The sequence below is a fragment of the Halobacillus sp. ABR2_026 genome, assembly GCF_056158545.1.
Map to the genome: position 1 here is coordinate 1 of NZ_JBSWTM010000001.1, position 22808 is coordinate 22808.

General features: G+C 46.0%; 20 protein-coding genes, 3 rRNA genes and 1 pseudogene. 23 read left to right on the forward strand and 1 reads right to left on the reverse strand.

What is annotated here, in order from left to right:
- Positions 1–114: 114 nt before the first annotated feature.
- The 14 genes from ACXADE_RS00005 (at position 115) to rsmI (ending at position 12882) form a co-directional block, all read left to right on the forward strand.
- Positions 115–1679 (forward strand): 16S ribosomal RNA (locus tag ACXADE_RS00005).
- Positions 1680–1849: 170 nt separating this feature from the next.
- Positions 1850–4764, forward strand: a 23S ribosomal RNA gene (locus ACXADE_RS00010).
- Positions 4765–4850: 86 nt separating this feature from the next.
- Positions 4851–4964 (forward strand): 5S ribosomal RNA (rrf, locus tag ACXADE_RS00015).
- The 16S, 23S and 5S rRNA genes sit together here, the layout of an rRNA operon.
- A gap of 210 nt (positions 4965–5174) precedes the next feature.
- On the forward strand, positions 5175–5357 hold the full coding sequence (locus ACXADE_RS00020; RefSeq protein ID WP_474978527.1) for a sigma factor G inhibitor Gin: 183 nt from the start codon (positions 5175–5177) through the stop codon (positions 5355–5357).
- A 132-nt stretch (positions 5358–5489) separates the two neighbouring features.
- Entirely contained in the window at positions 5490–6905 is a 1416-nt protein-coding gene (locus tag ACXADE_RS00025; RefSeq protein ID WP_474978528.1) for an aminotransferase class I/II-fold pyridoxal phosphate-dependent enzyme, read from the forward strand.
- Between the two features lie 3 nt (positions 6906–6908).
- Complete coding sequence (tmk, locus tag ACXADE_RS00030; protein WP_474978529.1) at positions 6909–7538, forward strand: dTMP kinase; 630 nt, start codon at positions 6909–6911, stop codon at positions 7536–7538.
- A 55-nt stretch (positions 7539–7593) separates the two neighbouring features.
- Positions 7594–7923 (forward strand): cyclic-di-AMP receptor, encoded by a 330-nt coding sequence (locus ACXADE_RS00035; RefSeq protein ID WP_474978530.1) that lies wholly within the window; start codon positions 7594–7596, stop codon positions 7921–7923.
- A gap of 18 nt (positions 7924–7941) precedes the next feature.
- Entirely contained in the window at positions 7942–8382 is a 441-nt protein-coding gene (locus ACXADE_RS00040) for a YaaR family protein (RefSeq protein ID WP_474978531.1), read from the forward strand.
- A gap of 13 nt (positions 8383–8395) precedes the next feature.
- Positions 8396–9382 carry a DNA polymerase III subunit delta' gene (holB, locus tag ACXADE_RS00045; protein WP_474978532.1) on the forward strand — a complete coding sequence of 329 codons (987 nt, stop codon included), beginning with the start codon at positions 8396–8398 and terminating at the stop codon, positions 9380–9382.
- 7 nt (positions 9383–9389) lie between these two features.
- Positions 9390–10217, forward strand: coding sequence for a PSP1 domain-containing protein (locus tag ACXADE_RS00050; RefSeq protein ID WP_146818746.1), 828 nt, complete (start codon positions 9390–9392; stop codon positions 10215–10217).
- A gap of 15 nt (positions 10218–10232) precedes the next feature.
- Positions 10233–10577, forward strand: a complete 345-nt coding sequence (gene yabA, locus ACXADE_RS00055; protein ID WP_474978533.1) for a DNA replication initiation control protein YabA — start codon at positions 10233–10235, stop codon at positions 10575–10577.
- Between the two features lie 431 nt (positions 10578–11008).
- The gene (locus ACXADE_RS00060) at positions 11009–11752 is read left to right on the forward strand and encodes a tRNA1(Val) (adenine(37)-N6)-methyltransferase (protein WP_474978534.1); all 744 of its coding nucleotides are present in this window, start codon (positions 11009–11011) and stop codon (positions 11750–11752) included.
- Positions 11742–12041 (forward strand): GIY-YIG nuclease family protein, encoded by a 300-nt coding sequence (locus ACXADE_RS00065; protein ID WP_474978535.1) that lies wholly within the window; start codon positions 11742–11744, stop codon positions 12039–12041. The genes ACXADE_RS00060 and ACXADE_RS00065 overlap by 11 nt, the downstream gene beginning before the upstream one ends.
- Entirely contained in the window at positions 12010–12882 is an 873-nt protein-coding gene (gene rsmI, locus ACXADE_RS00070; protein WP_474978536.1) for a 16S rRNA (cytidine(1402)-2'-O)-methyltransferase, read from the forward strand. Before ACXADE_RS00065 ends, rsmI begins: the two co-directional genes overlap by 32 nt.
- Before the next feature lie 118 nt (positions 12883–13000).
- Here the strand turns inward: rsmI and ACXADE_RS00075 are convergent, their stop codons facing one another.
- Complete coding sequence (locus tag ACXADE_RS00075) at positions 13001–13276, reverse strand: AbrB/MazE/SpoVT family DNA-binding domain-containing protein (protein ID WP_474978537.1); 276 nt, start codon at positions 13274–13276, stop codon at positions 13001–13003.
- 413 nt (positions 13277–13689) lie between these two features.
- On the opposite strand from ACXADE_RS00075, the pseudogene metG reads away from it, so the two are divergent.
- The 9 genes and pseudogenes from metG to ispE all read left to right on the forward strand — a co-directional run bounded on the left by metG (position 13690) and on the right by ispE (position 22774).
- A pseudogene (gene metG / locus ACXADE_RS00080) lies at positions 13690–15644 on the forward strand (methionine--tRNA ligase).
- Positions 15645–15746: 102 nt separating this feature from the next.
- On the forward strand, positions 15747–16523 hold the full coding sequence (locus tag ACXADE_RS00085; RefSeq protein WP_474978538.1) for a TatD family hydrolase: 777 nt from the start codon (positions 15747–15749) through the stop codon (positions 16521–16523).
- Positions 16524–16730: 207 nt separating this feature from the next.
- Positions 16731–17990, forward strand: coding sequence for a ubiquitin-like domain-containing protein (locus tag ACXADE_RS00090; RefSeq protein ID WP_474978539.1), 1260 nt, complete (start codon positions 16731–16733; stop codon positions 17988–17990).
- A gap of 98 nt (positions 17991–18088) precedes the next feature.
- The gene (gene rnmV / locus ACXADE_RS00095; protein WP_474978540.1) at positions 18089–18652 is read left to right on the forward strand and encodes a ribonuclease M5; all 564 of its coding nucleotides are present in this window, start codon (positions 18089–18091) and stop codon (positions 18650–18652) included.
- The gene (rsmA, locus tag ACXADE_RS00100) at positions 18642–19511 is read left to right on the forward strand and encodes a 16S rRNA (adenine(1518)-N(6)/adenine(1519)-N(6))-dimethyltransferase RsmA (protein ID WP_474978541.1); all 870 of its coding nucleotides are present in this window, start codon (positions 18642–18644) and stop codon (positions 19509–19511) included. Before rnmV ends, rsmA begins: the two co-directional genes overlap by 11 nt.
- Before the next feature lie 69 nt (positions 19512–19580).
- The gene (yabG, locus tag ACXADE_RS00105; protein ID WP_474978542.1) at positions 19581–20870 is read left to right on the forward strand and encodes a sporulation peptidase YabG; all 1290 of its coding nucleotides are present in this window, start codon (positions 19581–19583) and stop codon (positions 20868–20870) included.
- Positions 20871–21175: 305 nt separating this feature from the next.
- Complete coding sequence (gene veg / locus ACXADE_RS00110) at positions 21176–21436, forward strand: biofilm formation stimulator Veg (RefSeq protein WP_035511778.1); 261 nt, start codon at positions 21176–21178, stop codon at positions 21434–21436.
- A 169-nt stretch (positions 21437–21605) separates the two neighbouring features.
- A complete protein-coding gene (locus ACXADE_RS00115; protein WP_474978543.1) occupies positions 21606–21785 on the forward strand; it encodes a small, acid-soluble spore protein, alpha/beta type in 180 nt (59 codons plus the stop codon).
- Positions 21786–21901: 116 nt separating this feature from the next.
- Positions 21902–22774, forward strand: coding sequence for a 4-(cytidine 5'-diphospho)-2-C-methyl-D-erythritol kinase (gene ispE, locus ACXADE_RS00120; protein WP_474978544.1), 873 nt, complete (start codon positions 21902–21904; stop codon positions 22772–22774).
- Positions 22775–22808 lie beyond the last annotated feature (34 nt).

Genomic DNA, 22808 nt, shown 5'->3' on the forward strand with positions numbered 1-22808 from the left:
TTTTGATCTTTGAAAACTGAACGAACCAACCAGTACGTCAAAACATTTCTTCTTTATAGAAGAGATTTGAAACAAAGCACATTCGGTGTGCAAATGAGCAAGTCAAACTTAACTTTTATGGAGAGTTTGATCCTGGCTCAGGACGAACGCTGGCGGCGTGCCTAATACATGCAAGTCGAGCGCGGGAAGCGAGCGGATCCCTTCGGGGTGAAGCTCGTGGAACGAGCGGCGGACGGGTGAGTAACACGTGGGCAACCTGCCTGTAAGATCGGAATAACCCCGGGAAACCGGGGCTAATGCCGGGTAATACTTTCTTTCGCATGAAGGAAAGTTGAAAGATGGCTTCTCGCTATCACTTACAGATGGGCCCGCGGCGCATTAGCTAGTTGGTGAGGTAACGGCTCACCAAGGCGACGATGCGTAGCCGACCTGAGAGGGTGATCGGCCACACTGGGACTGAGACACGGCCCAGACTCCTACGGGAGGCAGCAGTAGGGAATCTTCCGCAATGGACGAAAGTCTGACGGAGCAACGCCGCGTGAACGATGAAGGTCTTCGGATCGTAAAGTTCTGTTGTTAGGGAAGAACAAGTACCGTGCGAATAGAGCGGTACCTTGACGGTACCTAACGAGGAAGCCCCGGCTAACTACGTGCCAGCAGCCGCGGTAATACGTAGGGGGCAAGCGTTGTCCGGAATTATTGGGCGTAAAGCGCGCGCAGGCGGTTCCTTAAGTCTGATGTGAAAGCCCACGGCTCAACCGTGGAGGGTCATTGGAAACTGGGGAACTTGAGGACAGAAGAGGAGAGTGGAATTCCACGTGTAGCGGTGAAATGCGTAGATATGTGGAGGAACACCAGTGGCGAAGGCGACTCTCTGGTCTGTTTCTGACGCTGAGGTGCGAAAGCGTGGGTAGCAAACAGGATTAGATACCCTGGTAGTCCACGCCGTAAACGATGAGTGCTAGGTGTTAGGGGGCTTCCACCCCTTAGTGCTGAAGTTAACGCATTAAGCACTCCGCCTGGGGAGTACGGCCGCAAGGCTGAAACTCAAAGGAATTGACGGGGGCCCGCACAAGCGGTGGAGCATGTGGTTTAATTCGAAGCAACGCGAAGAACCTTACCAGGTCTTGACATCCTTGGACCTCCCTAGAGATAGGGATTTCCCTTCGGGGACCAAGTGACAGGTGGTGCATGGTTGTCGTCAGCTCGTGTCGTGAGATGTTGGGTTAAGTCCCGCAACGAGCGCAACCCCTAATCTTAGTTGCCAGCATTCAGTTGGGCACTCTAAGGTGACTGCCGGTGACAAACCGGAGGAAGGCGGGGATGACGTCAAATCATCATGCCCCTTATGACCTGGGCTACACACGTGCTACAATGGATGGTACAAAGGGCAGCGAAGCCGCGAGGTGTAGCAAATCCCATAAAACCATTCTCAGTTCGGATTGCAGGCTGCAACTCGCCTGCATGAAGCCGGAATCGCTAGTAATCGCGGATCAGCATGCCGCGGTGAATACGTTCCCGGGCCTTGTACACACCGCCCGTCACACCACGAGAGTTGGCAACACCCGAAGTCGGTGAGGTAACCTTTATGGAGCCAGCCGCCGAAGGTGGGGCCAATGATTGGGGTGAAGTCGTAACAAGGTAGCCGTATCGGAAGGTGCGGCTGGATCACCTCCTTTCTAAGGATATTACGGAAACGTACTGTGTTGGTTGTTCAGTTTTGAGAGATCAAAGAATCTTTCAACTTGTGAACCTTGAAAACTGGATAAGGAATCATTGTTTCATCTAACGATGAGGCAATTGATGACAAGACATCTAATTGAAATTGTAAACGTCTTTTCACGAAGATAGTTAAGTGAATAAGGGCGCACGGTGGATGCCTTGGTACTAGGAGCCGATGAAGGACGGGACTAACACCGATATGCTCCGGCGAGCCGTAAGTAGGCTTTGAACCGGAGATTTCCGAATGGGGAAACCCGCTGTTCGTAATGGGACAGCATCCTATACTGAATCCATAGGTATAGGAAGGCACACCCGGGGAACTGAAACATCTAAGTACCCGGAGGAAGAGAAAGCAAATGCGATTTCCCAAGTAGCGGCGAGCGAAACGGAATCAGCCCAAACCAGAAAGCTTGCTTTCTGGGGTTGTAGGACACTCCATTGGAGTTACCAAAGAGAAAGATAGATGAATCGATCTGGAACGATCAGCCAGAGCAGGTAACAGCCCTGTAGTCGAAATCTTTCTCTCTCCGGAGTGGATCCTGAGTACGGCGGAACACGAGGAATTCCGTCGGAATCCGGGAGGACCATCTCCCAAGGCTAAATACTCCCTAGTGACCGATAGTGAACCAGTACCGTGAGGGAAAGGTGAAAAGCACCCCGGAAGGGGAGTGAAAGAGAACCTGAAACCGTGTGCCTACAAGTAGTCGGAGCCCGTTAATGGGTGACGGCGTGCCTTTTGTAGAATGAACCGGCGAGTTACGACCGTATGCGAGGTTAAGCAGCAGAAGCGGAGCCGCAGCGAAAGCGAGTCTGAATAGGGCGAGTGAGTATGCGGTCGTAGACCCGAAACCGTGTGATCTACCCATGTCCAGGGTGAAGGTCAGGTAACACTGACTGGAGGCCCGAACCCACGTAAGTTGAAAATTACGGGGATGAGGTGTGGGTAGGGGTGAAATGCCAATCGAACACGGAGATAGCTGGTTCTCTCCGAAATAGCTTTAGGGCTAGCCTCAGAATAGAAAGTCATGGAGGTAGAGCACTGATTGGACGAGGGGCCCCTATCGGGTTACCGAATTCAGTCAAACTCCGAATGCCATCGACTTTGTTCTGGGAGTCAGACCGTGGGTGATAAGGTTCATGGTCGAGAGGGAAACAGCCCAGACCGCCAGCTAAGGTCCCAAAGTGTGTGTTAAGTGGAAAAGGATGTGGAGTTGCTTAGACAACCAGGATGTTGGCTTAGAAGCAGCCATCATTCAAAGAGTGCGTAATAGCTCACTGGTCGAGTGACTCTGCGCCGAAAATGTACCGGGGCTAAACACACCACCGAAGCTGCGGATTGATCTTATGATCAGTGGTAGGAGAGCGTTCTAAGGGCCGTGAAGTCAGACCGTAAGGACTGGTGGAGCGCTTAGAAGTGAGAATGCCGGTATGAGTAGCGAAAAAAGAGTGAGAATCTCTTTCACCGAATGCCTAAGGTTTCCTGAGGAAGGCTCGTCCTCTCAGGGTTAGTCGGGACCTAAGCCGAGGCCGAAAGGCGTAGGCGATGGACAACAGGTTGATATTCCTGTACCACCTCCTTTCCGTTTGAACGACGGGGGGACGCAGGAGGATAAGGAGAGCGCGCCACTGGATGTGCGCGTCCAAGCAGTGAGACGGTCGGATAGGCAAATCCGTCCGGCAACGTTGAGCTGTGATGGGGAGGGAAATATAGTACCGAAGCTCCTGAGTTCACACTGCCAAGAAAATCCTCTAGTGAGGAAAGAGGTGCCCGTACCGCAAACCGACACAGGTAGGCGAGGAGGGATCCTAAGGTGAGCGGGAGAACTCTCGTTAAGGAACTCGGCAAAATGACCCCGTAACTTCGGGAGAAGGGGTGCTCCTCTGCCGAGGAGCCGCAGTGAAAAGGCCCAAGCGACTGTTTACCAAAAACACAGGTCTCTGCGAAGCCGTAAGGCGAAGTATAGGGGCTGACACCTGCCCGGTGCTGGAAGGTTAAGGGGATGCGTTAGCTTATGCGAAGCGTTGAACCGAAGCCCCAGTAAACGGCGGCCGTAACTATAACGGTCCTAAGGTAGCGAAATTCCTTGTCGGGTAAGTTCCGACCCGCACGAAAGGTGCAACGACTTGGGCACTGTCTCAACGAGAGACCCGGTGAAATTATACTATGTGTGAAGATGCACATTACCCGCGACAGGACGGAAAGACCCCGTGGAGCTTTACTGTAGCCTGATATTGAATGTTGGTACAGCTTGTACAGGATAGGTAGGAGCCTTGGAAGCCGGAGCGCTAGCTTCGGTGGAGGCGCTGGTGGGATACTACCCTGGCTGTACGGACATTCTAACCCAGGACCGTGATCCGGTCCGGAGACAGTGTCAGGTGGGCAGTTTGACTGGGGCGGTCGCCTCCCAAAAGGTAACGGAGGCGCCCAAAGGTTCCCTCAGAATGGTTGGAAATCATTCGCAGAGTGTAAAGGCACAAGGGAGCTTGACTGCGAGACCTACAAGTCGAGCAGGGACGAAAGTCGGGCTTAGTGATCCGGCGGTTCCGCATGGAAGGGCCGTCGCTCAACGGATAAAAGCTACCCCGGGGATAACAGGCTTATCTCCCCCAAGAGTCCACATCGACGGGGAGGTTTGGCACCTCGATGTCGGCTCATCGCATCCTGGGGCTGTAGTCGGTCCCAAGGGTTGGGCTGTTCGCCCATTAAAGCGGTACGCGAGCTGGGTTCAGAACGTCGTGAGACAGTTCGGTCCCTATCCGTCGTGGGCGTTGGAAATTTGAAAGGAGCTGTCCTTAGTACGAGAGGACCGGGATGGACACACCGCTGGTGTACCAGTTGTTCCGCCAGGAGCATCGCTGGGTAGCTACGTGTGGTCGGGATAAGTGCTGAAAGCATCTAAGCATGAAGCCCCCCTTGAGATGAGATTTCCCTTTGCTTTAAGCAAATAAGATCCCTCAGAGACGATGAGGTTGATAGGTCCGAGGTGGAAGCGTGGTGACACGTGGAGCTGACGGATACTAATGGATCGATGACTTATCTATCGAAATGATAGTGTTCGTGAAAAGCGTTTCTTCAAAAAGATGTTTCCTTATCCAGTTTTGAGGGTTCACCTCAAACTTTATATTGATGTGGTGGTGAAGGCGAAGAGGTCACACCTGTTCCCATGCCGAACACAGCAGTTAAGCTCTTCAGCGCCGATGGTAGTCGGGTTTACCCCCGTGAGAGTAGGACGCCGCCACGTCATTTAGAAAACCTTCAGGATTATTCCTGGAGGTTTTTTTGTATGTGAACAGCTCGAAAGGAGGTCTTTTTTGTTGGTAATATCAACATTAAATGTTAACCAAACCTTTAAATATATAAAACTTCTTTTTTATGATATGGACGTATAAAGTTGATAGATTGGGTGATACTAAAAGTAATGAAGTAGTGATGAAGGAGAGGAGGGGGATGTATGAGCCGGAAAGATCAGTGCAGCATATGTGAAAAAGAAACAGAAAAGGGAATTTATCTATTAAGAGTCTTTATTTGCGAACAGTGCGAGGACGAAATGATTGAGACTCCTGCTGATGATCCGAGGTATGAGTATTTTGTAAAGCGTATGGCAAAAGCTCATCGTTCAATGATTCCATCTTGAATGAAACAAGTTTAGCAGCTGTGAAGAATACACATCCACCCTCCGTATGAGGGTGGATTTTTTATATGGATCTCTGGCATTGCTTGTATAGAGGTTTTTAGGTACGCTTGAACATGGAAGAAGGTGTTTCCAATGAAACATACGTATGCGCCTCTGTACGAAGCGCTAAAACAAAATAAAAAGCAGGACCCTATATCTTTCCATGTGCCCGGTCACAAATATGGAAAAGTATTTGATAGAAAATACCACGAAGGATTCCGTTCTACATTAGAATTGGATGCTACTGAAGTGGAAGGACTGGATGATCTCCACGCACCTGAGGGCGTGATCAAAGAAGCACAGCAGATGGCCCGTGAGTTTTTTAATAGTGATCATACTTTCTTTCTAGTCAATGGCACGACCGTCGGTAATTTAGCTATGATCTTATCTGCCTGCCGGCCCGGAGAAAAAATGATTGTGCAGCGCAATTGCCATAAATCCGTCCTGAATGGAATCGAACTTGCTGGGGCTTCTCCTATTTTTATTTCTCCCAGGTTCGAAAAAGAAACGGGAAGTCACAGCCTTATGTGTGCAGAAGATATCGAACAGGCATTGAATGATCACCCTGACTGTAAAGCAGTGTTTTTAACCTATCCCGATTATTTTGGAAGAACATACGATCTAGAGAAGATTTCAAATGTCGTCCATAAGCGCAGCATTCCATTGTTAGTGGACGAAGCGCATGGTGTGCATTTCCACTTGGGCTCTCCTTTTCCTCCATCTGCCCTTGCTTTAGGAGCAGATGGTGTGGCTCAATCCGCTCATAAAATGGCACCAGCGATGACCATGGCCTCTTATCTCCATATCCATGGGAACCGTTTGAACTTGGGCAGAATCCGTCACTATTTGCAGATACTTCAGTCCAGCAGTCCTTCCTATCCTTTAATGGCAAGTCTGGATGTAGCCCGTGCCTATTTGGCTTCCTGGGACGATTCGGATAAGGAACGATTGGTTGATTTTATTGAACAGGTAACCTCGTTATTTTTATCCTATCATCATTGGAACGTAACAACGACGAATGATCCGCTGAAGCTGATTTTAGAAGTGGATAAAGGAGAGGGCTTTTATTATGCATCAGCTCTTGAGTCTGTTGGAATTGTACCCGAGCTTGCTACGACGGACCAAGTGTTATTGGTGTTTGGGCTTGCTCCAAGTCTGGATGTCTCCCAATTGGAAGAACGGCTCAAGACCTTGGATTCCCAATTAAAAAAGAAACCGAACCGTGCTACAATAATAAAGGATTCCATACAGTTCCCGGCTGTTCAGGAGCTGGCATACAGCTACTCCCACATGCAGAGACTGGACGTAGAAAAGGTCAATTGGCAAGAAGCTGCAGGTTGTGTAGCAGCTGAAGCGATTATTCCTTATCCTCCCGGGATTCCTTTCATTATGAAGGGAGAACGTATGGATGAGAAACGGATCGATCAAGTGCTCGCTTTAATGGATCAGGGGGCACATTTTCAAAATACAGGCATGGACGAAGGAGTTCTTGTTTTTAAAGGAGAATAGATTGTGAAAGGTTTGTTTGTAAGTTTCGAAGGTGGAGATGGAGCGGGTAAGTCATCCATTTTACGTGAGGTTGGCAAGGAATTAAGGGAACATGGGTATCCCGTCCTTGAAACGAGGGAACCCGGTGGTATACGTATTGCGGAGAAGATTAGAGAAGTGATTCTTGATCCTTCCCATACAGAAATGGATGGAAGAACAGAGGCTCTGCTTTATGCGGCCGCACGCAGGCAGCACCTAGTAGAGAAAGTCATTCCTGCATTAAAAGAAGGAAAAATCGTTCTCTGCGATCGCTTTTTAGATTCGAGTCTTGCCTACCAGGGTGCCGCCCGGGGGCTTGGCATGGAGGAAGTGTTTAACATTAATGCCTTTGCTATTGATGATTATATGCCGGACATAACACTTCTATTTGATATTAAGCCGGAAAGAGGACTTGAAAGAATTGCTGAAAACCAAGGAAGAGAAAAAAATCGTCTTGACCTTGAACATATTGACTTTCACCAGAAAGTTTACGAAGCATATCACCAATTGGCTTCCCAGAATAAGGAACGCATACAGGTGATCAATGCCGACCAGGATTTTGATTTGGTGAGGCAGGAGGCTTCCCGTGTTCTGCATGCCTATTTGACGTCATAACTATCGGCCGATTTGTTATAATAGGAGAAAACACCCAACAGGAGGGTATAATGGCATGAAAATGATCATTGCGGTCGTTCAGGATAAAGATAGCAGCCGATTGACGGATGCCTTAGCTGAAAATGACTTCAAAACGACGAAACTATCGACAACGGGTGGTTTCTTAAGAGAGGGAAATACGACCTTCATGATCGGTTGCGGTGATGATGAAGTGGATGATGCTCTCGATATCATTAGAGACAACTGCAGCCAGCGTGAACAGATGGTCGCCCCGATCTCGCCTATGGGAGGCAATGCAGATTCTTACATTCCAAAACCAGTAAAGGTCGAGGTAGGAGGAGCCACTGTTTTCATCTTGCCGGTAGATTCCTTTTTTCAGTTTTAACTCAGAAGGGGTGCAAGTATGAAAATCAGTCAGGACATACGGACACAGATGGACGGTACGAAAAAACAGACCCCTCATCAGATGAATGGAAAGCCGGGTTTCGATGCGATGGTTCAATCCCAAAGTCGAAAACTTCAGGAAGCTCAATTGAACCGGCTGATGGAAAGTATCACGGCTCAGGGGGAGCGGGTAGCAAGGGCAAGGTCTTTCCGTGACCTAGCCAAATACAAACGTCTCATAAAAGACTTTGTGAAAGAATCTGTTCAATATGGGATGAATTTAAAACACTCTCATAGTTGGAACGCTCAAGGGCAGACCCGTAAATTGACGATTGTGGAGTCGGTTGATGAGAAGCTTGCTGATCTTACAGAAGCCGTGATGGATCAGGAAAAGCGGACAGTCGATTTGCTTGGACTAATTGGTGAAATTAAGGGTTTGCTCATTAATTTATACACGTAAGGACGGAAGTAGTATGCAGACTTGGACACAAATGAAAGACATTCAGCCCCTTGCTGCTCAAATGCTCATGAACAGTTTTAAAAAGGGGCGGATTTCACATGCCTATTTGTTCCAGGGAAACCGGGGAACAGGAAAACGGGAGATGAGCATCCTGTTTGCAAAAAGTATTTTCTGTAAACACCGGGACGGAGCAGAACCTTGTCAAAATTGCAGGGACTGCAAGCGAATTGATTCAGGGAATCATCCCGACCTGCACTGGATCGAGCCTGAGGGACAGTCGATCAAAAAGGAACAGATCCTCCATTTACAAAAAGAATTTACGTATACAGGTCTTGAGTCAAACCGAAAAGTTTACATTATTGTAGATGCAGACAAGATGACTGTCAATGCTTCCAACCGGTTGCTGAAATTTCTTGAGGAACCTAGTCAGCAGACCACGGCGATGTTACTCACGGAAAGTGGACCGACCATTCTCGATACGATCCGATCCCGGTGTCAACTGCTTGCGTTTCAACCGTTGAACGCTGTACGGATAAGGGAAAGGCTTGTCGAAGAAAATGTTTCAGAGTCGAACGCCCGGCTTCTATCAGCGTTAACGAATAATTTGACAGAAGCACTGGCCATGAATGAAGATGAGTGGTTTGCGAATGTGCGAAAACTAGTGATACAATTAATTGAAGTGCTTCAAAATAAACCAAATGAAGGACTTTTGTTTATCAACCATCAGTGGATGCCTCATTTTAAAGAACGAACGCAGCTGCAGCGTGGTCTGGATGTACTTATGCTCTGGTATCAGGACATTATTAACCAACTTTTGGACCGGGAAGAATCAATTATCTTCATAAAAGAGAGAGAAAAGCTGAACCAGGCGGCCATGCGATGGTCAAGACAGTCGGCAGCGCGCAGTTTGAAGGATATTCTTGAGGCGAAACGAAAGATAAATCAAAATGTCCATCCTAATTTAGTGATGGAACAACTTACCCTTCAACTACAGAGGTGATGATCGAATGATCGAAGTTGTAGGTGTCCGATTTAAGCAGGCGGGTAAGGTATATTATTTCGATCCGGGGGGACTGCGGATGACGACCGATGATTATGTCATCGTCGAAACCGTACGCGGGATCGAATTCGGAAAAGTTGTCATTGCTAACAAATCCATAGATGAAGAAGACGTTGTTTTACCTCTTAAAAAAGTCATCCGTATGGCAGATGATAAAGATAAAGTGACGGTGGATGAAAACAAAGACAACGCCGCAGAAGCTTACCGGGTTTGCGAAAAGAAAATCCGTGAACATAAATTGGACATGAATCTTGTGGATGTCGAATATACGTTTGATCGTAACAAAGTCATCTTCTACTTTACAGCAGATGGCCGCGTGGACTTCCGTACCTTAGTTAAAGATCTTGCATCAGTTTTCAAGACGAGGATTGAACTGCGCCAGATTGGTGTCAGGGACGAGGCAAAAATGCTCGGAGGAATCGGTCCATGTGGACGAATGCTTTGCTGTTCAACGTTTTTAGGTGATTTCGAACCTGTTTCAATAAAAATGGCCAAGGATCAAAATCTATCCTTGAACCCAGCGAAAATATCAGGCCTTTGCGGCCGCTTAATGTGTTGTCTCAAGTATGAAAATGATGATTATGAAAATGCGAAGAAAGAGCTTCCTGACCTCGGCGAGAGCATTGCAACATCTTTCGGTAAAGGAAAAGTTGTCGGCCTGAACATGTTGGAGCGTATGGTGCAGATTGAATTCCGCGACCAGGAACGTGTCCTTGAGTATTCTCTTCAGGAGCTGATCGATGAGGGAGTTCTTCAAACCGAAGCCTCAGAATAAAGGGTGGAGTCGAGCGTGAACAAGAAAGCCATATTTGAACAAGTATCCCATTTTGAAAGTCAGATCGGTGAGCTTTATGAACAGCTTGGCGATTTGAAAAAACAGCTGGCTTACCTTTTAGAGGAAAACCAGCATTTATCGCTTGAAAATCATCACTTGCGACAACGGTTGGAGAAAGAGAATGAAAAAGAGCAGTCTTCCCAGGATTCCAAACAGGACAAAGGAGCAGTCGTCGGTGAAGGCTATGATAATCTCGCGAGGCTTTACGAAGAAGGTTTTCACATTTGCAACCTCCATTTTGGAAGTCCAAGAGATGAAGATTGTCTCTTTTGCTTATCTTTCTTGAACAAAAAGAAATAATTCCAGGTCCAAGCCTTTCCTTGCTCGTCCGAGGAAGGGCTCTCTTTATATCAAACGGGGGTTGTGGAATATATATGTAGAGGAAGACGGGGGACATAAGTTCCGTGAAGGTTTAAGTGGACGAGGGCCGGAAGATTATCACGGAATTTTCTTTGTTGCATGTTCCATGGCAGCTTTCTGAATATTAATGATGCTCTGTACGAGCAATCGTGCAGTAAGGCATCGTTCCTCTACCAGTAGTATGAGTTCTGGGAAACTGCGAGATTCCTGCGGGTATAGAGTTTCAGATGAGACCCCGATGAGCGGAGATCGAGGGAACTCAACAACGGTTTCCAAGCACTCATTCCGCTATATATGAGCAACGAAACCGCCAAAGTAAAGAAAGGTAAGGTACCGTACCGGAGAATTTCACGGAAGAAAGGAACGCAGAAATGGTTCAATTATATGGAGATGAACGAATTGATTTTTTATTAGCGAAAGAGAATATGCGGATTATACAGAGCCCGAGTGTGTTTGCCTTTTCATTAGATGCTGTATTGCTCGCTGACTTTACCTACGTGCCTAAAACACGAGGCAAAATTCTTGATTTATGTACCGGAAACGGTGTGGTGCCGCTATTTTTATCTACACGGTCCAAGGTCCCGATCACAGGCGTTGAAATCCAGGAGCGGCTTTACAATATGGCTATGCGAAACATTCAGTTGAATCAACTGGAAGATCAATTGGATATGATTCGAGGAGATCTAAAAGATATGCCTGCCTATTATGGCAATGATAAATTTGATCTTGTCACATGCAACCCTCCGTATTTTCCAACACCAAAAGCGGACGAACAAAATTTGAATGAGCATTTGGCAATCGCCAGGCATGAGATTCACTGCAGCTTGGAAGATGTCATAGAGTCATGTAGCCGCCTAGCAAAATCAGGGGGGAAGGTATCCATGGTCCATCGTCCTGAACGCCTGGTTGAAATTATCCAGTTATTCAAGACATACAAGCTGGAGCCGAAACGGATGAGGCTCGTCTATCCGAAAGAAGGAAAAGAGGCGAATATTCTGCTGATTGAAGGTGTGCGGGATGGAAAACCAGGTTTAAAAATCCTTCCCCCATTGTACGCGCTCACACCAGAGGATGAATACACGGGTGAATTAAGGGAAATTCTTTATGGAGAATAACCATTATGTGTACATGCTCAAATGTAAGGACGATACGCTCTATACCGGTTATACGAATGATTTAGAGGCTAGATTGGAAAAACATCGGAGCGGAAAAGGCGCGAAGTATACGAGAGGAAGAGGTCCGCTCCTGCTGGAAGCTTTTGCGATTTATCGTACCAAATCCGAGGCCCTTCAGCAGGAGTACCGTTTGAAACGAATGACACGTAAGGAAAAAGAGCGTTGGATTGAACGAAATAAGGAAGGGGTGAGCACGAATGAATGTACAAAAGAGTTTTATGAGTCATGATCGGGGGACATTATATATCGTACCTACCCCTATAGGTAATTTGGAGGATATGACTTTCCGGGCCGTCCATACATTGAAAGAAGTGGAGATCATCGGGGCCGAGGATACACGGAATTCCAAAAAACTGCTCAACCATTTTGAAATTTCTACACACCTTGTCAGTTACCATGAACATAATAAGCACACGAAAGGCCCGGAACTAATAGAGAAACTACTGAATGGACAGAATATCGCAATCGTCAGTGATGCCGGGATGCCGGGCATTTCAGATCCAGGTACTGACCTCGTTCAAAGAGCTGTAGAAGTAGAGGTCCCGGTCGTTGTTCTTCCTGGAGCGAATGCAGCTTTGCCTGCTCTTGCAGGTTCAGGGCTGCCGACAGAAGAGTTTTATTTTTATGGGTTCCTTCCAAGGAAAAAGAAAGATCGTGCGGCTGTGTTGGAGGACCTTCAATCGATTCGAGCCACGTTAATTTTTTATGAATCCCCTCATCGGTTGAAGGAAATGCTGGCTCATGTCTACGATGTTTTTGGAAATCGAAGAGCTTCCTTAGTCCGGGAACTTTCGAAACGTTATGAGGAATATGTCAGGGGAACAGTGGGAGATTTAGTCGATTGGGCTCAGACTGAACAAGTCCGTGGAGAGTTCTGTGTCGTCATTGAAGGTTCTGATGAAGTGGAGTCGAAGGATCATCAGTGGTGGGCTGAACTTTCTGTCGTTGATCATGTCGATCATTATGTAGAAAGCGACGGCATGAAGAACAAAGATGCCATCAAACAAGCGGCGCTGGACAGGAAAATTCCGAAGCGGGAGGTTTATCAAGCTTATCATGTAGAGGAATAAGACGTTGAAAAAACCCCTTACTGTCAGGCCTGTGAACAGTAAGGGGTTGCTTAACATATGTCTTTTCTCTCGTGAAACCAGTCAATCGTCTCTTTTTTTATTTATCTCTAATCTAATATTATTTAAGGTTGTCTTGTAATTCGTGAAGGAGCATCTGTGCGCCTTCCTTGCTTAGGACAAGATTGCCATTTGCCAGTTTCATATTCTCATCAGAAACTTCCCCTGTGACATGGCAAGTCATGTTGGGCTTATATTTCTTTAGAACGATGCGGTCGTCGTCCACATAAATCTCCAACGCGTCCTTTTCGTTAATTCCTAGTGTGCGTCGAAGTTCGATCGGAATCACCACGCGACCGAGCTCGTCCACTTTACGTACAATGCCTGTAGATTTCATTTTTCTGTCTCCCCTCAATCAAAAGTTTTCTGTCATGTTTCGACATATGTCTCGACAATATAGTACCAACCATTCCCAGACGTGTCAATTACTTAAAAAGGGGTATGAATTTCCAATTCCACATACTGGTGCAGGTATTTAAAATGGGTGAGGGAAGCTTTTGACCCAGGCCTCTTCACCGTTCACCCTAATCCTTTCATCCCAGATATGGTTGGTTTATCCAACCTATCTATATACATTTTATTTTACCAGAGTATTTACAGATGTGAAATCTAATGTTTGGTTATTTTGACAGTTTTACGTAAAATTCGGTATATTTTAATGTTAGGAATGGAAATAAAGGAGATAAATCGCTAGAATGATACCATGACCTTTTATGGCTGATGGTATAAAGATATTGAGGAGGGAACAGGATGCCTGAGGAAAAAAATACATTTTATATAACAACACCTATCTATTATCCTAGTGGTAATTTGCATATTGGACATGCATACACGACTGTAGCGGGCGACGCAATGGCGCGGTATAAACGCTTGAGAGGCTACGATGTCATGTATTTGACCGGAACGGATGAGCATGGCCAGAGATCCAGCGCAAGGCAGAAGAGAAGGGGGTAACCCCGCAAGCTTATGTGGATGATATCGTGAGCGGGATCAAACAGTTATGGGATAAACTTGATATTTCCTATGACGATTTCATTCGTACAACAGAAGACCGCCACAAAGCAGTCGTTGAAAAGATTTTTGATTACTTGATGAAAAAAGGCGACATTTATCTAGACGAATATGAAGGATGGTACTGTACACCGTGTGAATCCTTCTTCACAGAACGTCAACTTGAGGACGGGCGCTGTCCGGACTGCGGCGGAGAAGTGGAGAAAGTTAAAGAGGAATCTTACTTTTTCAAAATGAGCAATTATGTTGATCAATTGCTTGAGTTCTATGAAAAGAATCCAACATTCATTCAACCGGAAAGCCGTAAAAATGAAATGATCAATAATTTCATCAAACCAGGACTTGAAGACTTGGCGGTCTCCCGGACGACCTTTGACTGGGGTGTCGGCGTACCTGGTAATGAAAAGCATGTCATTTACGTTTGGATCGATGCATTAAGTAACTACATCACAGCGCTCGGTTACGAAAGTGATGATGATTCCAAATATCAGAAGTATTGGCCGGCAGATGTACAGCTGGTCGGGAAAGAAATCGTTCGGTTCCATACCATTTATTGGCCGATTATGCTGATGGCTCTGGATCTTCCTCTGCCGAAGCAAGTATTTGCTCATGGCTGGATATTGATGAAAGATGGAAAGATGTCCAAATCGAAAGGCAATGTTGTAGATCCTGTCCAGCTTAGTGATCGCTATGGACTCGATGCCCTGCGTTATTATCTGCTTCGTGAAGTTCCATTCGGCTCTGACGGCGTCTTCACACCAGAAGCATTCGTGGAACGGACGAATTACGATCTGGCCAATGACCTTGGAAACTTACTGAATCGAACGGTTGCCATGATCAGCAAATATTTCGATGGGCATATTCCAGCGTTAGCGCTTGGTGAAGATGAATTCGACCAAAGCCTTGAACAGCTTGCGCAAGAAACGAGAATTTCTGTGGAAGACTCGCTTGAGAACATGGAATTCTCAGTGGCGCTTGCCGACCTTTGGAAATTCATAAGCCGTACGAACAAGTATATTGACGAAACACAGCCGTGGGTACTTGCGAAAGATGAGAATCAAAAAGAACGTCTGGGCAATGTGATGGCTCATCTGGCTGAGTCGCTGCGTCAAACGGCCGTTATGCTGCAGCCATTCCTGACTCAGACTCCTGGGCGTATCTTCCAGCAGCTTGGGATTACGGAAGATGAGCATAAATCATGGGAGAGCCTCAGCCAATTCGGAATTATTCCTGCAGGCACTGCTGTCCAGAAAGACCAGCCGATTTTCCCTCGTCTCGATGCTGGGGAGGAAACACAGATCATCAAAGATATGATGAAGAAATCGGCTCCTCAACAGGAAGAAAAAAAAGAAGAGAAAAAGGATGAAGCGGAAGAAGTAACGATCGACGACTTCATGAAGCTGGATTTCCGAGTAGCTGAAGTATTAAAAGTGGATAAGGTGAAAAAGGCAGACAAACTGTTGAAAATCCAGTTGGATCTCGGGTATGAACAGCGACAAGTTATTTCCGGCATTGCTGAACATTATACGCCCGATGATCTTGTTGGCCGAAAAGTCATTTGTGTAGCCAACCTGAAACCGGTCAAACTTCGTGGTGAAAGGTCTGAAGGGATGATATTAGCGGGAGAAGATGACAAAGGACTGTCTCTTGCCTCTGTGGATCAGACCTTGAGCAATGGTACGAAAGTGAAATAACACCTACAAAAAAGGGAAGGCTCTCCATAGTGCTTTCCCTTTTTTTAAATGACAGCTTTAACATAGTCTGAATTAAGAAATGTAGTAAAGGTGGGAAATGGAATGTTATTTGATACACATGTGCACTTGAATGCTGATCAATTTGATGAGGACCTTGAAGAAACGATTGCAAGAGCTCAGGAAGCAGGCGTACAGTATATGACGGTCGTAGGATTTGACCGGAAGACGATTCCGAAAGCTCTGGATATTGCTGAAACTCATGAGAATATTTATGCTGCCGTAGGATGGCACCCTGTTGACGCAATAGATATGACGGAAGAGGACCTTCATTGGATCGAGGAATTGTCCGGACACCCTAAAGTTGTAGCGCTTGGGGAAATGGGACTCGACTACCACTGGGATAAATCACCGAAAGATGTCCAAAAAGAAGTGTTCAAAAAGCAGATCCAGCTTGCTAAAAAGGTGAAAATGCCGATCATTATTCATAACCGGGAAGCTACCGATGATATTGTGGATATTCTTAGAGAAGAAAATGCAGCTGAAGTAGGGGGCATTATGCATTGTTACAGTGGTCCTGTGGAAACGGCTATAGAGTGTATAGAGATGAACTTTATGATTTCGCTAGGAGGACCTGTCACATTTAAAAATGCAAAATTACCGAAAGAAGTAGCAAAAGCTGTGGATATGGACCACTTGCTGATAGAAACCGACTGCCCATTTCTGGCCCCTCATCCGAATCGCGGTAAAAGAAATGAGCCTGCTTACGTGAAGCTTGTAGCAGAGCAGATCGCTGAACTGAAGGGGCTTACCTTTGAGGAAGTCAGTGAAAAGACGACCTCGAATGCTCTCGAATTCTTTGGAATCCAGTCGTCATCCTGAGAATTTTGGAAGGTTTATTACAAAACCTATCCAATTGTATGGGAACTGTAACATGTTTGTTATGTTAATTGACTAGGTAAAATTGCATAATAGAGGAGTCGGTGATGGTCAGACTGACTCCTCTATTTTTTATGGCAGAGGATTCATTTGACACGGGTTTGTCACTTGACTACAATAAAACGCGTGCTTTAGAAAGGAGGCCAAAGGATGAAAATAGGAAAAATGTTAAAATCAGCCATTAGTCACATGATGGTATGGGCAACTGTGATTGCCGTCCTATGCATCGCCTTTTTAGTAACCGTTTCGTATGAAGCCACAAAAGCTTCTGTTCAAGTGACGCAGAATGGGCAAAAAGAACTGATACGCACTCATGCTAATACTATTGAAGAATTATTATCAGAGCTCGATGTCACTGTCCAACAACATGATGAATTATCCCATAAGTTATCCGATCAGGTTGAATATGGAATGGATGTAACCTACATAGCATCTAAGTCTATTAATCTAGCCATTGATCGTAACCATACAGAAGAATATTTCACAACAGCCTCTACAGTAGGAGAGTTCTTTGACCAGGAAGGTCTTGAGTTTAAAGAACGGGATCAGGTTTCTCATGATCCGGATACACCGGTTGAGGAAGGCATGGATATAGAGATTCAAAAGGCTTTCCAAGTCACGGTCAATGACGGTGGAGATTCTGAGAAGGTCTGGACGACCGCCTCTACAGTTGAAGAGCTGATGGAAGAAGAAGACATCACCTTAAACGAACTGGATGAGTTGAACCTAAGTAAAGAAGATGAACTTACTTCAGAGGACAAGGTCACGATTACAAGGGTAGAAAAGGTGACCGATATTGTGGAAGAAGAAGTGGACTTTACGGTTGAAACGAAAAAAGACGATGATTTACCGAAGGGTGAAAAGAAAGTCGTTTCCAGTGGGGAAAAAGGGTTGATTACGAAAGAATACGAAGTCATTTTAAAAAATGGTGAAGAAACAAGCCGGGAATTGATGGAAGAAACTGTTGAAAAAGAAAGCAGGACAGAAGTGGTAGCACTTGGTACTAAAGTAGAGAAAAAAGCAGTAGCTTCTGCATCTGCATCTCCCAGCTCAAGCTCATCAAACTCAAGCTCTTCAAGCCAGGCTTCTACGACAGTATCAAGGAACGACACGAGCGGAGCAAAGACATTGTATATGCATGCGACTGCCTATACGGCTAACTGTTCCGGATGTTCAGGCATTACAGCGACGGGGATCAACTTGAAAGCGAACCCGAATAAGAAAGTCGTAGCAGTAGACCCGAGTGTCATACCGCTAGGAAGTAGAGTTTGGGTGGAAGGCTATGGATATGCTGTTGCTGGTGATACCGGAGGAGCCATTAATGGGAATCGCATCGACTTGTTCGTCCCATCTAAAAGTGCAGCTCTTAAGTTCGGATCCCGCAATGTAAAAGTAAAAATATTGGATTAATCAAGACAGCAGAGGATGGATTCCTCTGCTTTTTTCCGTGTATATACTCGTGGTATGCTATGAAGAGATAAGCAGGGAAGGCAACAGGAGGAAACGACGTGAAAATAAAAGAAGTGATTGTTGTGGAAGGGAAAGACGATACAGCCCGGATAAAAACAGCCGTAGACGCAGATACCATTGAGACGAATGGTTCTGCTGTTGATGAAGATGTCCTTGAGCAAATCAAACATGCCCAGTCTAAACGAGGGGTGATCATTTTTACGGACCCTGATTATCCAGGAGAGCGGATCCGGCATATCGTAAGCCAGCATGTACCGGAATGCAAGCATGCTTTTTTACCGAAGGATCAGGCCCGTGCCAAATATGACAAAGGAATCGGGATTGAGCACGCATCGACGGCCGCTATCAAGGAAGCTTTGTCAGCGGTTTATGAGCTTATGGATTTGGAAGAAGGCGAAATCGCCAAATCTGATCTCGTCGATTTTGGTCTTATAGGAGGGCCGAAAGCGTCTAAGCGTCGCGAGCGATTAGGGCGCACTCTCAAAATCGGCAAAACTAATGGAAAGCAGTTGTTGAAACGATTGAACATGTTCCACATTACATTCGACCAGTTAAAAGAAGTGATGGACCAGATAATACAGGAGGAAAGAGATGAACAGTAAAGCCGTAGCTACACCGACAAGAACAAAAGAAATATTGCAGACTTATGGATTCTCCTTTAAAAAGAGCCTCGGACAAAACTTTTTAATCGACGTAAATATCTTGAAAAACATCATAGCAGAGGCGGGGATCGATCGATCGGCAAGTGCTATAGAGATCGGACCAGGAATCGGGGCTTTGACGGAGCAGCTGGCTCAACACGCAGACCGTGTAGTGGCTTTTGAGATTGACCAGCGGCTGCTTCCGATTTTGGAAGAAACCCTCGGGGACTATGACAATGTGGAGGTCATTAATCAGGATATTCTTAAAGCGGATGTGTCACGTGTGATCGCTGACCATTTTAAACCTGGTCAACCGGTTCGCGTCGTAGCCAACCTTCCTTACTACATTACGACGCCTATACTGATGAAGCTTTTGATGGATCGACTACCGATCGACAGCATCACAGTCATGATCCAGAAAGAAGTGGCCGATCGGATGGCTGCGGAACCGAATACAAAAAGTTATGGTTCACTGTCGATTGCTGTTCAATATTACACAGAGGCAGATGTGGTTCTGAACGTACCTAAGACCGTGTTTATGCCTCAGCCAAATGTGGATTCATCCGTTCTGCACTTGAAAATGAGACAGCACCCCCCTGTAAAAGTCTCTGACGAAGAGTACTTCTTTGACATCGTCAAAGCGACGTTCGGTCAGCGTAGAAAAACATTAATGAATAACCTAGCCCGTCATTTTAAAGGTCAGATGGATAAAGAAGAGCTAAGGAATCGTCTGGAAAAGGTCGAAATTGATCCTTCCAGGCGTGGAGAATCCTTGTCTATGCAGGAGTTTGCAGATTTAGCCAACGTTTTGTATAAGTAACGGGTTTTAGACACAAAGCCCATGCTCACACATACACTACAGTAGTGTATAGAGTGAGGTGGGGAAGTGATGATATCAAGTGGAGATCTTGTAACGCGAAAATCCTATCAGCACGACATCATTTTTCGAGTGAAAACAGAGAAGGGACCGCTCTTAAAGTTGATGGGCGAACACGTACGACTTGAGGCCGACGCCCCTCTTGATGACCTTGAAAAGGTGACCGGAGCTGAATATCACCGCCGTAAAAGTGAAGTCGATGAAAAGGAAGCTTATTCCTACCGATTGTTTCGTCAGGATTACAGGCTCCTTAGAGAAAAAAGAGAAGCTGAAGCAGGGAGCGGATATACGAATGAAAAAGAAACAAATTACTTTCAAATACCGCCCCGCATTCTTCATATAGATGGAGATCCGTTATTTTTAAAAAAATGCATAGCTTTGTATGAACAGTTGGGGCTTCAAGTTCATGGACAATACCTGCATGAAAAAGAAATGCCGAATCAAGTCCTGTCTCTAATCGATAAGGTGCATCCGGAAATTGTGGTTTTAACAGGGCACGATTCCTACTCCAAGGCGAAAGGTACCGTTAGAGAGTTGGAGTCTTATCGTCATTCCAAGTATTTTGTAGAAGCCGTCAGAAATATTAGGAGAAAATACCCGAATTTCGATCAAATGGTGATCTTCGCAGGTGCCTGCCAATCCCACTTTGAATCAATTATACGGGCAGGAGCGAACTTTGCGAGTTCCCCGGCCAGGGTCAATATTCACGCCATCGATCCAGTTTATGTGGCGGCGCGTGTGGCCTATACTTCATTTATGGATCATATTAACATTTGGGAAGTCATCCGCAATACTGTAAGCGGAGAAGACGGCCTTGGAGGGATGAAACCAAAGGATTGCTCCGCATCGGGATGCCCTACACTGAAAACCAAACAGAAGATACAATTAAAGAACCATGAAAAAGGCCGTCATATTACCATGACGGCCTTTTTCATAGTTCTTCAACGAAACGGCAGGATTGTTGAAGACTCCGTTTCGAGAGGGTTCGGGGTTTTTTATCGGGTGGGGTGCCAGGGGTGGCTGGGAAGCTACTCGCTTTCCTGTGGGGAGTGCCGAGCTTCCTCGGGATACACCCAAGGGGATATCGCCGGTCTCCTTTCTCCCACGGGAGTCTCCCAGCTTCCCAATCCCCCCATTCCAAGAGGGGGGAAACGAACCCCTTTACTAAAGTTGGAGGGTCTTCCACTACCCCGATTGTGTAGGCATAAAACGCTATGTATCAAGATTTCCGGGGTCAAGTACCTTGGCTTGGGCGTAGGTTCCTTAGTAATCTCACCAAATAGAATAGCTGATGATTCATGAAGTGGTTTCGAGACACTGATATAGCCAAGGGGCTGCGAGTCATCCCCCCAACCCCTAACTACCGCACAAACATCCCGAAAATGAGTCTTCAAGAAAAAGGAGCTTTAGTGATAGAGGTTGTATGTAAAAGGGGCGTAACAAAATGAAAAAAGCTTACATACTTTTCCTCGAAATGGATATGCTAACCAGGACCAATTATTTATATCATTCTGTTGCATTGTGAATGATCAATTGGTATAATTAATAATTTTATTTGACTTTGTCCCAGGTCTGTGATATTCTAATATACAGTGAGGTGGAGTGCAGTGGCTAAAACGTTAGTAGAAATCAAGCAATCCCTTGAAGGGCAAATTGGTAAACGCCTAACTTTGAAAGCAAACGGCGGACGCCGTAAAACAATCGAGCGATCCGGTGTACTGGCAGAGACATACCCTGCTGTTTTCATTGTAGAGCTGGATCAAGAAGAAAATGCTTTTGAACGTGTATCTTACAGCTATGCAGATGTACTTACAGAAACAGTCGAATTGAACTTCGATGACCTACAGACTATGGCACTTGAGCAGTGAACCTACCGTTTGCTGCTTTTTTATTTTGTCTACAAAGATCAATATCATTCACATAACTGAAGAAGGAATCATTACCATCCTTACATACAACTCCCTTGCTTGTCCGTTTCATGTTTCGCACATACTAACGATGTCGTAGCTTTGGTGAAAGCGAAAGGAGCTGAGGACGATGGGACGTAAGCGCAGCATGATGTCCGATTCGTTTAAAGAAGAGATCGCGAAAGAACTTGGGTTTTACGACAAGGTTGAAAAAGACGGATGGGGCGGCATTTCTGGGCGGGATGCCGGCAATATGGTAAAACGAGCAATTCAAATGGCAGAAGAACAAATGGTGAAGAACCAAAAGTAAAACTTTTCCCCTGGCGCTTTTTGCTCCAGGGGCTTTTTCCTTTCCTGCGCAACCCCACCTCTTCCTGTCAAATATGGTACAATGCTTTCAGAATCATAGGAAAAAGAGGTGCTTGCATGCAGATACTTGAAAAAGCTCCTGCTAAAATCAATTTGTCCCTTGATGTTTTACATAAACGTCCGGATGGATTTCATGAGGTAGAGATGGTCATGACGACTGTGGATCTTGCTGATCGCATTGAATTGACCCTCCTCTCTGAAGATGAAATCAAAGTGGAGTCTGAAAGCCGCTTTGTGCCGAATGATGAGCGTAACCTGGCTTACCGGGCGGCTCAATTGTTGAAGGAACGTCTTGGCGTCCGTCAGGGAGTGAAGATTTTTATTGAAAAGAACATTCCAGTGGCTGCTGGACTTGCCGGTGGAAGCAGTGATGCTGCAGCTGTTTTAAGAGGTGTTAACCGGCTGTGGGAGTTGGGGTTGAGTCTTGATGAACTCGCAGAACTCGGAGCGGAAATTGGTTCTGATGTTTCTTTTTGTGTGTTCGGCGGAACGGCTCTGGCAACCGGACGTGGGGAAAAAATTCATCACTTGCCTGCTCCACCCCCGTGCTGGGTCGTTCTTTCAAAGCCGACGCTTGGGGTATCCACTCAATCGGTTTACAAGAGCCTTGTACTGAAGGAAGCTGACCACCCGGAAACAAAAGCGATGGTCAAGGCCTTGAATGAAGGAAACTACCATGACATTTGCAGGAATGTAGGGAATACCCTCGAAGGTGTGACGCTCAAGATGCATGAAGAGGTCGGACAAATTAAAGAACAGATGAAGCATGCAGGAGCGGACGCTGTCCTTATGAGCGGAAGCGGACCTACCGTCTTTTCTTTAGTGGAACACGACGCCCGTGCCCAAAGGATTTATAACAGCCTGAAAGGTTTTTGTACGGAAGTTTACATGGTCCGGATGCTCGGATATCGAGAATCACTTGATAAATAACGTACGAATTTGTTATATTTAATGAAAACATTCG